Here is a 13,715-nt window from a genome sequence, read left to right as displayed (position 1 = left end):
GTGACTCGCAAAATCATTTAAAGAACGATGGTCGAGAACCTCAGATGATCGTCGCCCCGCCGTCGACCACTAGGATCTGGCCGGTCATGTGGCCGCCGGCGTCCGAGGCCAGCAGCAGGGCCGGTCCCATCAGGTCGGTCTCGCCGCCCAGCTTGCCCAGCGGCGTGTCGCGCAGCATGCGCTCTCCGTGTTCGCCGATGGTCACGGCCGTCATCTTCGACGGGAAATAGCCCGGGGCCACGGCGTTGACCCGGATGTTGCGCGGCCCCCACTCGGCGGCGAGCGCACGGGTCATGTTCACCACTGCGCCCTTGGCGGTGTTGTAGGCGATGGTGCCCAGCTGGTCGGGATGGTGGCCCAGCAGCCCCTCGATCGAGGCGACATTGACCACCGCGCCCTTGCCCTGCTTTAGGAACGCCTCGCGCGCCACCGCCTGGGTCAGCAGGAACAGGCCGGTGACGTTCAGGTCGATGACCTTGGTCCAACCCTCCAGCGGATAGTCCTCGGCCGGCGCGCCCCAGACCGTGCCGGCGTTGTTCACGAGGATGTCGATGCGACCGTAGCGGGCCAGGACCCGCTCGGTCAGCCGCACGGCGGCGTCCGGCTCGCCGAGGTCGGCGACGAAGCCCTCGGCCTGGATGCCCTTGGCGGCGAGTTCGGCGACAGCGGCGTCCAGTTCGGCTTGCTTACGGGCTGCCAGGGCCAGTGAGGCGCCATACTCGCCCAGCGCGCTGGCGATCTGCAGCCCCAGCCCGCGCGAGCCGCCGGTGACGATCGCCACGCGGCCGGTGAGGTCGAACAGGCCGCCCAGGGTCTTGGTCATGTCGTGCTTTCCGCCGACGGGCACTGGCAGATCGCCTTGAAGCCCGCGGCCATGAACGTCGCCATGTGCTGGCGAATGGACTCGAAGTCGTTGGACGAGCACAGGCCGTGGGACAGGTCGTCCAAGCGGCCAGTGCGGGCCATGTTGTGGGTCATGGCCCCCGAGACGAAGTGATAGCCCCAGAAGATCGTCGCCTCGTCGCAGTCGGGCATGGCCTTCTTGAGCAGGTCGATCAGGGCCAGGACGACGGGGTTGAAGTACTTGCCCATCTTCTCGGCGCCCCAGCCGGCGGCGCTGTTGGCCTGGGCGCTGATCTGGCCAAAGGCCAGCCACTGCTCGGTGTCGTGGATCTGGACGTTCAGGTCGGTGTCGATCCAGGCGTGCAGCGCGCCCTCGACCGTAACCTTGTCACCGACCTCCTCGGCATAGCGCCGCATCGCGTCGAGACGGTTCTGCGCCGAGACCGGGGCCCGCCGCGCCCACACCGCCTCGAACAGGCTCTCCTTGCCGTTGAAGTGGTAGTGGATCAGCGTCGAGCTGACCCCGATCCGCGCGGCCACGTCCTTCAAGGTGACGCCGTGATAGCCGAACTCGGCGAACAGCTGCTCGGCGGCGTCCAGGATCCGCTCGATCGACTGCTCACGGGCGCGCGCCTTGTGCTTGCCCGGAGCCTTGGGTTCTTGGGTGTGTTCGGTGCTCATCGCGTCCCTGGTTGCCGCTTTGCGTCCGGGGCGTCAACGGACGGAAAAGCCGAGAAGCCGAGGTCGAGCCGCCAGGCCTTGCCCTGCGCGCGCCGCTCGGCGACCAGGGCGTCGGCCCAGCCGTAGGCGGCGGGCTGCAGATCGCGCGCGGCCACGGGCCGGTCGTCGATGTCGAGGTAGCCGCGCTCCTTGGCTGTGAAGCGCGGCCACGCCGTCTCGCCCGGCGCGGCCGGGATGCCGGTTCGGACGAACGAGACCCAGTAGTTCAGCATGGCGTCCGACAGCGCCCTCTCCTCAGGCGTCAGCGGCGGACGCGGCCAGTTCGGGCCTAGCTTCGCCCCCTCCCCGACTTGGCCGAAGACGTAAGGCAGCTCGCTGGCGTGGAAGGCCGCCAGGTCGCGGGCCTTCTGCGCCGGCGTGCTGTGGCGGAAATAGTAGAGGTAAGCGCCCTGCCCGGCCGCGGCCTGCTGGCGCACCAGATACTGGGCCGTGAAACCGTAGAGGCCGTCGCGGATCGAGGCCATGACGTCGGCCTTGGGATCAACGCCCGGATAGACGGCGAGATAGGCGTCGGCCTTCGGGCCGAAGCGTTTCCGCACGTCCGCCACATAAGCCTCGGACGTCGCCGGCGCGGGCGGCATCAGGAACGGCAGTGAGCGGATCTCACCCTCGTTGAAGCCGGCCAGCACATCGGCCTTGGCCTGTTCACCGCGCGCGAAGGTCTCGACCAATTGGCGCGGCAGCACCACGCCGTCGATCACCGGCTCGGGCTGCCAGCCGGTGGCCAGGCCTGCCTTGAACAGGGTGACGAGGTCGGTCGCGCGAAGTTGCTCGGCGGTCTTGGCCCCCGCCGCCGCGCCCAGCGCTTCGCCGCCGGCCTCGGCGGATGGCAGGCCCAGGGTCGCATCATGCAGTGCGCGATAGGCCGGCATGTAGCCGCTCTGGACGATCGCTCGTCGGAACAGCCCCTTGGCCTGCGGACTGGCCATCAGGGCGATGGCGCTCAGGCCGCCGGCGGACTCGCCCGCGATCGTCACCTGGGCAGGATCGCCGCCGAACGCCACGATGTTGTCGCGCACCCATTTCAGCGCCGCGATCTGGTCGAGCAGGCCATAGTTGCCGGAGAGCTTCTGTGGCGACTCCGCGCTCAGCGCCGGGTGGGCGAAGTAGCCCAACAGGCCCAGGCGGTAGTTGATCGAGACGAAAACGATACCCTGCTTGGCCAGCTTGGCGCCGTCATAGAGCGGTTCCGAACTGCCGCCGCTCAGCAGCGCGCCGCCGTGGATCCAGACCATGACCGGCAGCTTCTTGGCCCCGGCCGGCGCCCAGACGTTCAGGCTCAGGCAGTCTTCGGCCATCGGGGCCATGCCGCCGGAATAGAGCCCGTTCGGCGCTTGCGGCGGTTGCAGGCAGGCAGGACCGAACGCCTTGGCGTCACGCACACCCTTCCAGCCTTCGGCGGGGACCGGCGCACGCCAACGCAACGGCCCCACCGGCGGCTGGGCGTACGGGACGCCCTTGTAGGCGGAGACCCCGGCCTCGGAGACGCCTTGCAGCACGCCCTGGCCGATCACGACCCGCGCTTCCTCGGCCCGGATCGGCGCCGCCGCCAGGACGGCGACGGCCAGGCCCAGGCCGGCCCAAAGGCGGCTCACAGGTTGTAGCCCACGCGGATGCCGAAGGTGCGCGGCCGCAGAACGGCGAAGCGGCTGTACACGAAGGCTTCCGGATGGATGTAGGTCGTGGCCCGGCTGTTGCCGAGGTTCTCGCCATAGACCGTGATCGTGGTCCGGCCGAACCGCGCCCCGGTCTGCAGATTCACATAGGTATAGCGGTCGGTGAAGCCGTAGAGCGGGCTCTGGATCCCAGCCTTGCCCGGCGTGTTGGGGAAGCCGTTCGGGAACGATCCGACGTGCTGGATCTGGAAGCTGGTGAAGCCCTGCGCCCCGCCTTGCAGGTCATAGCTGAAGGTCCCGAAGAACGAGCCCTGCACGTGCGGCGAGGCCAAGCGCGAGCCGTCCACCGCGCCGGAGATGGTGGCCTCCGACGTGCTCAGTTCGGTGACCTTGGCGTCGTTCAGCGAGCCGTTGACGCCCAGCAGCACGCCCTTGACCGGGGTGAAGCTGACCTCGGCCTCGATGCCCTTGGAGGCGGCGCGGCCGACATTGGTGGCGAACTGGATCGAGTCCGACTGGCGGTTGGCCTGCACCTGGATGTTCTTCCAGTCGATGTAATAGGCCGCCAGGGCCGCGGTCAGACGGCCGTCGAGGAAGCGGCCCTTCAGGCCGACCTCGTAGTTGGTCAGGTTGTCCGAACCCGCGCCCGCCGGGATGATCAGGTCGGCGGGATTGACCGTGCTGACGCCGCCGGCGCGGGCGTTGTAGACGGGCGTGCGGTAGCCGGTGGAGGCCGTGGCGTAGGTCGTGAGATCCCGCGACGGCTTGTAGGTCAGGCTGACCTTCCACGAGGCCTTCGAGGCCGACGGGTACTTGGTCGTCGCAGGGGCGTTGGGCGTCAGGGCCAGCGGCCCGGACAGGTTCAGCAGCGCATAGGTGAAATAGGCCGAGTTGAAGCCGGCATAGGTGTCGACCTCGCCGCCGTACTTGCCGTAGCGCAGACCGCCGGTGGCCGAGAGCTTGTCGCTGAGGTGATAGGTCAGCTCGCCGAAACCGGCCAGCTCGTAGGTGCGGGTGTCGCTGCCGAACTTCGAGAAGGTCGCGCCCGGCAGGCCGGTCAGCTTGCGCGCCGTCAGAAACGCGTCGTTGGAGCGGTTCTCGCCGTTCAGGTCGGTGTCGCGGTGCAGGTAGAAACCGCCCGCCACCCAGTCGAATTTGCCCCTGCCGTCCGAGGCCAGCCGCGTCTCCTGGACAAAGGTCTTCGAGGTGAAGCTGTCGAACAGGTAGAACGGCACCGCCAGGGCGAAGGTGCCGGCCAGGTCGACATTGAACAGGCTGTCGGCGACCGAATAGGTCGAGGAACTGGTCAGGCGCGCGCCGTCGAACTGGTACTCGACCGTGCCGTTATAGACCTGGGTCTTGGACGTATATTGGTCCGGAACGGTGCTGTAGCGCTTGAGGTCGCCGAGGTTGGGCGAGGTCAGCGAGGAGTCCTTGGGATTACTGTCTTCGTACGACGCCAGCAGGCGGACGCTGAGCCGGTCGTTCGGCTTCCACAGCAGGATGCCGCGACCGCCCCAGTTCTTCAGCGCGTTGGAATTCTTGACGCCGGTGCCCAGGTTGTCGACGTAGCCGTCCTCGTCCCGATAGAAGCCGACCAACCGGACCGCCAGCTCATCCTTGATCAGGGGCAGGTTGACCATGGCGTTGTAGCGCTGGCGCCAGCCCTCGCTGTCGGACGTGTAGCCGATGTCGGCCAGGGCCGAGGAATCGTAGCCGGTCAGGTCCGGGCTCTTGGTCAGCACCCGCAGGGCGCCCGACAGCGAGCCCGAGCCGAACAGCGTGCCCTGCGGTCCGCGCAGGAACTCGACCCGCTCGACGTCGTAGAGGTTGGGATCCAGCGTCACGGTGTTGCCGATCGTCGTGAGCGGCAGTTCGTCCATATAGATGGTCGTGGTGGTCTGCAGACCCGCGCCCCAGCCGTTGGTCGAGATCCCCCGGACGGTGAAGCGGACATTGTTGTCGCTGGCGCGGTTCAGCACGACGCCGGGCGTCTCGCGGGCGATGCCCTCGTAGTTGACGATGCCCTTCTTGGTCAGCTCGGCCTGCGAGAAGGCGGTGACGCTGAGCGGCACGTCCTGCAGACGCTCGCTGCGCCGGGTGGCGGTGACGACGATCTCGTCGACCTGCTCCGTCCCCGAGTTCGGCTTGGAAGCGGTCTGCGCCATGGCGGGCGCGGCGATGGTCAGCGCGAGCGCCGACGCCGTGTAGGCGATGCGTTTCATGGTTCCCTCCCTGTCGCCGGCCGCGCCTTTTCGGCGCTATTCCGCGAACAGCGTTCACCGTCGCATCACACTGACGCGCATGTCAATATTGACTTATTCGACAGTCAGTATTGTGAGCGCGCTATTTCGTGAACCTCAGGATGGTGGTCGATTTGAACACCCTGCCCGGCCGCAGTTCGGTCGAGGGAAACGCCGGCTGGTTGGGGCTGTCGGGCAGGTGCTGGGTCTCGAAGGCGAAGCCGGCATACTTCGGATACGTCGCGCCGCCAGGTCCCTTCTCGGTCCCGTCGAAGCCGTTGCCGCTGTTGATCTGGATCGAAGGCTGGTCGGTCAGCACGGTGACGCGGCGGCCGCTGGCGGGGTCTTCCATCCAGGCGACCGCGCGCACGCCGGGCTTGGCCGCGCGGAACACCAGGCTGTGGTCGAAGCCCTGGGAGGGCGACAGCAGCGGATCGTCCAGCTTCATCGCCTCGCCCTCGCGACGGGCCTTGCGGAAGTCCAGCACCGTGCCCTCGACCGGCAGCAGCTTGCCCGACGGGGCCTTGCGGGCGTCGACCTCGGCATAGCGGTCAGCGTCGAGCCAGATCGTCTGGTCCCGGACGTCGCCGCTCTCGGCGCCGGCCAGGTTCAGAAAGCCGTGGTTGGTCAGGTTCAGCACAGTCGGCGCCGAGGTCCTGGCGGCGTAGTCGATGTGCAGCTCATTGGCCTTGCGCATCAGCCGATAGGTCACGGTGACGTCCAGCGTGCCGGGGAAGCCCTGGTCGCCGTCCGGGCTGTGCAGTTCGAAGGCCACCCCCACCGACTTGGCGTCGCTGACCGCGTGGCTGGTCCAGACCCGCTTGTCGTAACCGTTCGGACCGCCATGCAGGGTCATGTGGTTGTTGCCAGCCGGCAGCGTGTAGGGCTTGCCGTCGACCGTGATCCTGGCGTCCGTGATCCGCCCGGCGTAGCGGCCGATCACCGAGGCCCAGCGCCGCGAGGTCGCCTCGTAGGCGGCCACGCTGGGTAGGCTGAGGATCACGTTCTCGAACTTCCCGGCCCGGTCGGGGGCGCTAATCATGGTCAGGGTCGCGCCGTAGTCGATGGCCGCGACGGTCATCCCTAAGTCGTTGCGCAGGATCGTCTTCTCCACCGGCACGCCGACCTTGGTCGCACCGAACGGCTCGCGCTTGATGTCGGCGGCCTGGGCCGAGAAAGCGAGCAAGGCGACGAGGCCCGCCAGGAACAGTTTACGCATCGATCCAGAGCACCGGTTGGCGGAGGGGGTAGTTGCGGATGATCTCGGCCTGGGTCGGGTCCGGATCAAGCTTGCGCCAGAGGTCGAGATAGTGCTGGCGCTTCAAGGCGAGGCCGCCGAACAGCAGGCTGGGCTGGCGGACCGGCCAGCCGTCCCAGGCCTCGACGTCGGGCGGCTTGGGCCAGGTTTTCTTATCGGCGATGAACGGGGCCATGTAGGCCAGGGCGTCGGCGATCGAGCCGCCCGTCGCGCCCTTGTAGGTCCAGAAGTCATCGCCCGGCGTCGACATCACGTGGGCGCAGGCGGCCAGGACATCCAGGTTGAACAGGCAGTAGCCGTAGGGCTTGGTGCGGGAGAGCTCCAGCGGTTGGGAGCCGTCGGAGGCAATCTGGCCAGGAACCAGCGTCTTGATCCTGCCGCGCGCCACGTCCAGCTCGGCCTTGCGACCGGTCAGCTGTGCGAACGCGGCGGCCTGCAGCGCCCAGCAGGTGCCGTGGTTGTTCTTCTGGTCGCGCTCGTCGACGCCGTTGGCCGAGGTGCTCATCCAGGTCAGGTAGGCGTCGAACCAGGCCACGGTCGGGGCGTAGACGGCGACCTTGGGCCGCGCCGCCTTCAGCACCGAGACCGCGCGGGCGACCTCGACCAGGTGCAGGGTGTCGATGATGCCGATCCCCCGGCCCGTGTTCACGCCGATGATCGCCTGGGCGTGTTCCAGGTTCGGGTTCATCCGGGTGTCGGACGCGACGAACCAGGCCTGCAGGTGCTTCTCGGCATGCTCGACGTAACGCGTGTCCTTGGTCACCTTGTAAGCCGCCGCCAGGGCCGGCAGCTGGACGCCCAGGCGGATCACCGCGTCACGGTGGGCGGTGAACTTGTCAGGGTTGGAGTAGCCGTCTTTGCGGATGTACGGCCCCTTGGGATTGGCCGGATCGGGCCACCAGTAGTCGGCCTCGGAATAGTAGTCCTGGCGGCTGCCGGGGCTACGTGGCGCGGCGAAGGCGGTGATCGTCACCGGCTTCTCGGCCAGATAGCGATCGGCGGCCTTGAGGATGCGGGCACGGTCGATCGCCGCGATGTCCAGCGGGGCCGCCGTCGAGGTCCCGAACGCCGTCAGCGCCAGGGCCGTCCCGAGGAAGAAGTCGCGTCGGTTCATGAGTACGCTCCGAACGAAAAACGAGGGCGACGCGCAACGCCGCCCTCGCGGATTTGACTAGTACTTCACCTGAGCGCGAACGCCGAAGTAGCGCTCGCTGTCGCGGCCCGGCTTCCAGTTCACCGCCAGGGTGGCCGGGGTCGCCGTGCGGCTGAAGTTCCAGGCGTTATCGCGCCCCTTGGTCAGGGCGTAGTTCTTGTCGAACAGGTTGTTGGCGAAGACGCTGACCTTCCAGTTGTCCTTCTGGACGCCGGCGCCGAGGTTGAAGATGCCATAGGCCTCCTGCACCGCGTCCGGGTCCTGGACCAGGCTGAAGCTGACGTCCGACTGCCAGCGATACGAGGCCTGGATGAAGGCGCCATATTCGGCGTTCAGGCGCCAGTCGTATTGGCCCGTCAGCGTGCCGGTCCACTTGGGCGCGTTGGGCAGGCTCTTGCCCGACAGGTTCTGGCGACCGCCAACGCAACCCTCCGCCGCGGTCTGGGCCGCGTAGCAGGGCGCGTTCAGGAACTCGTCCATCCTGGCGATATTGTAGCTGCCGTTGGCGTTCAGGGTCAGGCCGCCGGCATAGATCGCCACCTCGGTCTCGACGCCCTTGGACGTCACCTTGCCCAAGCTCTGCAGGATGTTCTGGCCAAGATCCAGGTCGCGGCTCTGAGCCTGGAAGTGACGATAGTCCTCGAAGAAGGCCGTCATGTTCCAGGTCAGGCGACGATCGAAGAACGAGCCCTTGAAGCCGCCCTCGTACGACTTGCTAGTCTCGGGCGGAACCGGTTGGCGAGAGGCCACGCAGTCGGCGACCGGCAGGCCAAAGCACGAGCCGGCGGCGGTGGTCGCCGTGCGCGTGGTCAGGATGCTGGTCAGGTCATAGGCCAAGCCCTTGTAGCCCTTGGCGGCGTTGGCGAAGACCATGAAACCCGGCGTGAACCGGTACTGCACGGCGGCCTTGCCGGTGACGACGCTGTCGCTGTCGCAGGTCGAGATCTTCAGCGACGGGGTCGGCGTGTTGGTCGAGCAGCCGGGCTTGCCGTAGGTGACGCCGGTGTCACGATCCAGGAAGTCGTAGCTGAGCTTCTCGTGGTGGTAACGCAGGCCCCCGATCACGGTGAGCTTGGGCGTGATGTCGTACGAGCCCTGCGCGAAGGCGGCGTGGGTCTTGGACGTCGAGTTGGTCAGGTAGCTGGAATAGACCAGCGAGTTGGTCGTCGGCAGCTGCTGCTGGCCGTTGAAGATCACGCCGTTGAAGCTGCCGTGCGTGTTGGAGCCCCGGACATAGTCCCGGGTGCTGTCGGTCTTGCTGTAGAACAGGCCCGCCACGTAGCGGAAGGCGCTGCTGTTTGACGACGTCAGGCGCAGTTCCTGGGTGATGGTCTTGACGTCGAACGAGCCGCCGTCGCCCACCCCGCCCTTGGGCGCGGTCGCGAAGTTCACGCCGCCGACCGTCAGGGTGCTGAAGTCGAAGTCGCTGGAGTCGGAGTCCTTGAAGTCCTCCAGGCGGTACTTGTCGTACGACGAGATCGACATCAGCGAACCGCCATTCGGCAGGTCATAGACCAGGCGCAGGCCCGTGCCGTAGTCCTCGGCAAAGCCTTCGGTGTCGAGATCCAGGCGGGTCAGGCGGTTGTTCTTGCCCGGGGTGATGCCCGCCAGGATCGTCGAAGCCGGCAGGTTGGCGCGGCTGAAGGTGACGCCCGGGCTCAGGAAGTACTGGGCTGGGGCGCAGCAGGTCCCTTCGGTCTTGGTGTAGTACGGCGACAGGGTCGCGGTGAAGCGATCGGTCGGACTCCAGGCGATCTTGGACCGCACCGTGTAGTCCGTGGTGCCATTCTGCCAGTTGCCGGTCGTCAGGTTCAGGATGTTGCCGCGATAGTGGCTGTAGTTGGCGGCGACACGGACGGCGACGGTGTCGCTGACCGGGCCCGAGACGCTGGCCTGCAGGCGACGCTCGTGGTCGTCGGTGACCAGGGCGTCGGCCTTGGCGGTGAAGACCTTGCTGGGCGCTTCGGTGGTGATGTTGACGACGCCGGCCGAGGCGGCCTTGCCGAACAGGGTGCTTTGCGGACCGCGCAGCACTTCCACCTGCTGGACATCGACGAGGGCGGCGAAGGCGGCGGCCTGGAAGGCCTGCGGCACGTCGTCGATGACCACGGCGACGCTGGGCTGGGTGGCGATCGAGAAGGCGTAGGTGCCGATGCCGCGAATGTTGATCGAGTTGTTGGCCGGCTGGGTGGTCTTGGAGATGGTCAGCGACGGCGCCGCGCGCGGCAGGTCGTCGAAGTCGCGGACATTGCCGCGTTCCAGGTTGGCGGCTGTGACCACCAGCACCGAGGACGGGACATTCTGGATGTTCTGGGCCTGTTTGGTGCCGGTGACGATGATTTCTTCGACGGTGGACGTCGCGGGCGCGGCGTCCTGGGCGTAAGCGGCGCCAGCGAGGCTGGCCAGAGCCGCCGACGCCAGCAGGATGGATTTGCAGGACATGTTTTCTCTCCCCCCTTCCTTTTTGATCGGCGACCGCGCTGGAAGGGTTTCGCGAGCGCTGCCCTGCTCCGTCCAGAAAGGCTCAGCCCCTAGGGACGCAGCGGATAAAGGGATCCCGCGTCCCCGCAGCGCCTTGGCTGGGGGATCATCTGCCGGTCAGGAGCTCCGCGCTTGGGAGGCGATGGGGGAATCCTGGCGACCGGCCGACCGCGATGGCGGCGGGATAGGTGTCGGTCGGCGGGGGATTTAAAGAAGGACCCGCCGACCGAGTAGGATCAGAAGCGCAGTCGGGCGCCGAAGTAGATCTGCGGACCGTTGTCCGAGACCTCGGTGATCGAGTCCTCGCCGGCCTTGTACATGACGTCGCGCGTGCCGGTGACGTTCAGGGCCTGCAGCTTCAACTGCACCTGCTTGGTCAGGTCATAGGACGCCGAGAGGTTCAGATAGCCCGAGCCCTTGGCGCTGCGGTTGGTGCTGCTGTTGGGCTTGAAGTAGTCCGAACGGTAGCGGTACGAGGCCCGCAGCGAGAGCTTTTCGTTCTCCCAGTAGACCGAGCCGCTGCCGGTATATTTCGACAGGCCGTTCAGGTTGGCCGCGCCCGTGTAGGGGCTGACGGTCGACGGGTCGGGGATCTCGAAATCGGCCTCGGTGACCGCGAAGCTGCCCTGCACGCCGAACCCGCTGAGCAGGCCCGGCAGGTAGGTGAAGGCGTGGTTGCCCGAGAACTCGATGCCATAGAGCTTGCGGGTTTCCGGGTCGTTGGCCGGGGCTATGGCGTTGAAGGTCACCAGGCTGCCGTTGGCCATGATGCTGGTCTCACGCGGCTCCTGGGCGTCGAAGGCCGCGCCCTTCAGCCACTTGTAGTAGGTGGCGATCGCGAAGGAGGTGTCGCGGTTGACGTAGAACTCCAGCGAGGCGTCCAGATTCCAGCCGCGGATCGGCTTGAGGTTCGGGTTGCCCGTGGTGCTGTTGGCCAGCACCCCCTGCACCGTCGTGGCGGTGGTGTCGGCGATCGGATTGATGCCGACGTTGAAGTCCTCGATGCCCGACCGCGACAGGGCCTTGTAGCCGGCCAGGCGCAGCTTCACGACGTCGGTCAGGTCGAAGGCGACGTTGGCGCTGGGCAGGAAGTACTCGTAGCCGCCCGTGCCCTCGATCTCCTGCAGCGGCGTGCCCGGCGTGCGGACCACGGTCGCGGCTGCGCCACCGACCGACGGCGTCACGGTCAGCTCACCGCGGAAGCCCTTCGACAGCACGCGGGTGCGGACGTAGCGGACGCCGGCGTTGCCCGAGACGGGCGTGTCGCCCAGCTGGGTGCGGAAGTTGGTCATCACATAGGCGGTGCTGATCCGCTCACGGATGTTGGAGTCTTCCGGACCCGGCGCGTTGGACGGCAGCGTGAAGCTGTCCTTGCCGGTATAGGCGCGGAACAGACAGTCGTTGTCGAACAGCGCCCAGGACTTCACGTTGGTCTTGCCGTCCATGAAGTTGGACGTCGAGAACGGCACGCGGCAGCTGGCGTTGGCGTCGGCGACCAGCTGGGTCGGGGTGCGGCCGTCATAGGCGACCGGGATGGGCTGGTCGCTGTTGTTGTTGGCGTCCTGGGTGCGGCGGTGATCCGACAGGCGGCCGCCAACCTTGATGCTCTGGAAGAAGCCGTCGCCCAGCTCGTAGGTCACGTCGGCCCGCACCGCGCCGATCTTGTCGAAGCGGTCGGTGACCTGGCGATAGCGCGCATAGTTGCTGTTGCTGGTCGGCGCGCCGAACAGGAAATTGGCCGGATCGGTGACGTCGAAATTGGTGAAGGTGACCGAAGGCACCTCGTCGCCCGTGCCGTCCAGCGTATAGGCCACACGCGACTTGGAGCGCATGTTGGTCGCCTTCTGCAGCTCGGTGCGGTGCGACTGCGAGTAGGACAGGTCGCCGCTGACGGTCAGGCGGTCCGTGGGCGTCCAGGTCACCGCGCCGCCGCCGCCGATGTACTTCTCGTTGCGCTGGCGGTCCTCGACCTGGATCTCCAGGTTCGAGTTGCCGCTGTACTTCAGCAGGGCGCCGGCGCTGTCGTCGTTCGACACGCCGCCGACGACCAGTGGCTGGATGCCGCGCAGGCCCTCGGTGATGGCCAGCTGGTTGCGGTACTCGCCGCTCTTGCGGGTCGAGTATTGGCCGTCGATGCTGATGTCGAGGTTGGAGGTCGGCTTCCACTGGAAGGTGCCCATCAGCGCTTCGCGCTTCTCGTCCGTGACCTTGGACTGGAAGGTGCGCGAGCTGGTGGCGAAGTAGCGCGGACCGATCGTCGAACCCGCCGGCGCGGTCGTGGCGTTCGAGCAGTTGGCCGTCGCAGTGCCCGGGGACCCGGCATAGGTGGTGCACGGCACGAAGGCCGAGTTGGTGATGTAGTAGTCCTCGGGCGTGGCCTGATCCAGGCGCTGATAGCCCAGGCTGACGCCCATCTCGCCGAACTTGGTGTCGAAGCTGTCGGTGTAGGAGATGTTGCCGCGATAGCCGAGGCCGTTGTGGCCGCGGATGTCGTCGTCCTTGGGCAGATAGGCGCCGCGCACTTCCATCTGGATGCGACGCTTGCCGTAGTCGATCGGGCGGATCGACTTCAGCTCGATGACGCCGGCGATGCCGCCGTCCAGGAAGTCGGCCTGCTGGCTCTTGTAGACCAGCACGCCGTTGACCAGTTCCGACGGGAACTGCTGGAAGGCCACCGAACGGTCGGGACCGGCGGTCGAGACTTCACGGCCATTGAAGGTGGAGAAGCTGAGCGCGGGACCCAGGCCCCGGACGCTGAGCTCGTTGGCGTTGCCCTTGAAGCGGTCGGCGGTGACGCCGGTGATGCGCTCCAGCGTGTCGCCCACCGAGTTGTCCGGCAGGGCGCCGATCTCGTCATTGACGATGCCGTCGACGATGACGCTGGAATTGCGCTTGGTCTCGATCGAGCTGCGCTGGGTGGCGCGGGCCGAGGTGACGACGATCGCCTCGATCGTGTCGTCGGCGGGCGCGGGCGCCGGCGCGGCCTGGGCCAGCGCCTGGGCCGGCAGCACGATGGCGGCGGTCAGCAGAAGATTGCGATAGAATGATGATTTCATTTGTGGTTTCCCCTTCCTTTTTTGGTTGTTTTCGCCAAGGCCTTCCCCTCAGCGGTAGTCCAGACGCCAGGTGATCTTGAACGGCGTCGCTAGGTCAGTCGGCGCGCCCTGGCAGACGACCTTGGTCGTCATGGCGCCCGTCGCGGATCGGTATTCCTTGTCCTGCCCGGTCGGGCCGGACTGGCAGGATTTCAGGCCTTCCACCGCAAAGCGGCGCACCGCCCCGTCCGCGAAGGTGGTGGTTCCGCCGGCCTGCTTGGCGCCGCCGGAGAACGATCCGAACTGCAGCTCGATATCCTTGATCTTCACGCCCTTGGCCGGGGT

The 13,715-nt window shown here is 67.0% G+C and carries 9 protein-coding genes; all 9 read right to left on the bottom strand.

Translation table 11 applies throughout. From position 1 onward, the window contains the following. Positions 1-40: 40 nt before the first annotated feature. Entirely contained in the window at positions 41-823 is a 783-nt protein-coding gene (locus AC1RR5_RS26070) for an SDR family oxidoreductase (RefSeq protein WP_492926567.1), read from the bottom strand. Further along, the gene (locus AC1RR5_RS26065; protein ID WP_492926565.1) at positions 820-1,524 is read right to left on the bottom strand and encodes a TetR/AcrR family transcriptional regulator; all 705 of its coding nucleotides are present in this window, start codon (positions 1,522-1,524) and stop codon (positions 820-822) included. The genes AC1RR5_RS26070 and AC1RR5_RS26065 overlap by 4 nt, the downstream gene beginning before the upstream one ends. Then, entirely contained in the window at positions 1,521-3,179 is a 1,659-nt protein-coding gene (locus tag AC1RR5_RS26060) for a carboxylesterase/lipase family protein (protein WP_492926563.1), read from the bottom strand. Before AC1RR5_RS26060 ends, AC1RR5_RS26065 begins: the two co-directional genes overlap by 4 nt. Next, positions 3,176-5,425 (bottom strand): TonB-dependent receptor, encoded by a 2,250-nt coding sequence (locus AC1RR5_RS26055; RefSeq protein ID WP_492926561.1) that lies wholly within the window; start codon positions 5,423-5,425, stop codon positions 3,176-3,178. The genes AC1RR5_RS26060 and AC1RR5_RS26055 overlap by 4 nt, the downstream gene beginning before the upstream one ends. Positions 5,426-5,546: 121 nt before the next feature. Then, positions 5,547-6,662 (bottom strand): aldose epimerase family protein, encoded by a 1,116-nt coding sequence (locus AC1RR5_RS26050; protein ID WP_492926559.1) that lies wholly within the window; start codon positions 6,660-6,662, stop codon positions 5,547-5,549. Then, positions 6,655-7,815: an alginate lyase family protein gene (locus AC1RR5_RS26045; protein WP_492926557.1), complete on the bottom strand. Its 1,161-nt coding sequence runs from the start codon at positions 7,813-7,815 to the stop codon at positions 6,655-6,657. Before AC1RR5_RS26045 ends, AC1RR5_RS26050 begins: the two co-directional genes overlap by 8 nt. Positions 7,816-7,872: 57 nt before the next feature. Further along, the gene (locus tag AC1RR5_RS26040) at positions 7,873-10,296 is read right to left on the bottom strand and encodes a TonB-dependent receptor (RefSeq protein ID WP_492926555.1); all 2,424 of its coding nucleotides are present in this window, start codon (positions 10,294-10,296) and stop codon (positions 7,873-7,875) included. 275 nt (positions 10,297-10,571) lie between these two features. Then, a complete protein-coding gene (locus AC1RR5_RS26035; protein ID WP_492926553.1) occupies positions 10,572-13,391 on the bottom strand; it encodes a TonB-dependent receptor in 2,820 nt (939 codons plus the stop codon). A 48-nt stretch (positions 13,392-13,439) separates the two neighbouring features. Beyond that, positions 13,440-13,715: hypothetical protein (locus AC1RR5_RS26030; protein WP_492926551.1), on the bottom strand; the 276-nt coding region annotated here is incomplete at its 5' end.

This window comes from Caulobacter sp. GW821-FHT11E11 (genome assembly GCF_058808315.1).
The sequence above is the reverse complement of the archived record's forward strand: the minus strand, read 5'-3'. Positions and strand labels throughout refer to the sequence as shown.

Coding starts and splice junctions, on each gene's coding strand:
- AC1RR5_RS26050 (WP_492926559.1), bottom strand. CDS start 6,662: ATGCGTAAACTGTTCCTGGCGGGCCTCGTCGCCTTGCTCGCTTTCTCG.
- AC1RR5_RS26055 (WP_492926561.1), bottom strand. CDS start 5,425: ATGAAACGCATCGCCTACACGGCGTCGGCGCTCGCGCTGACCATCGCC.
- AC1RR5_RS26045 (WP_492926557.1), bottom strand. CDS start 7,815: ATGAACCGACGCGACTTCTTCCTCGGGACGGCCCTGGCGCTGACGGCG.
- AC1RR5_RS26035 (WP_492926553.1), bottom strand. CDS start 13,391: ATGAAATCATCATTCTATCGCAATCTTCTGCTGACCGCCGCCATCGTG.
- AC1RR5_RS26065 (WP_492926565.1), bottom strand. CDS start 1,524: ATGAGCACCGAACACACCCAAGAACCCAAGGCTCCGGGCAAGCACAAG.
- AC1RR5_RS26040 (WP_492926555.1), bottom strand. CDS start 10,296: ATGTCCTGCAAATCCATCCTGCTGGCGTCGGCGGCTCTGGCCAGCCTC.
- AC1RR5_RS26070 (WP_492926567.1), bottom strand. CDS start 823: ATGACCAAGACCCTGGGCGGCCTGTTCGACCTCACCGGCCGCGTGGCG.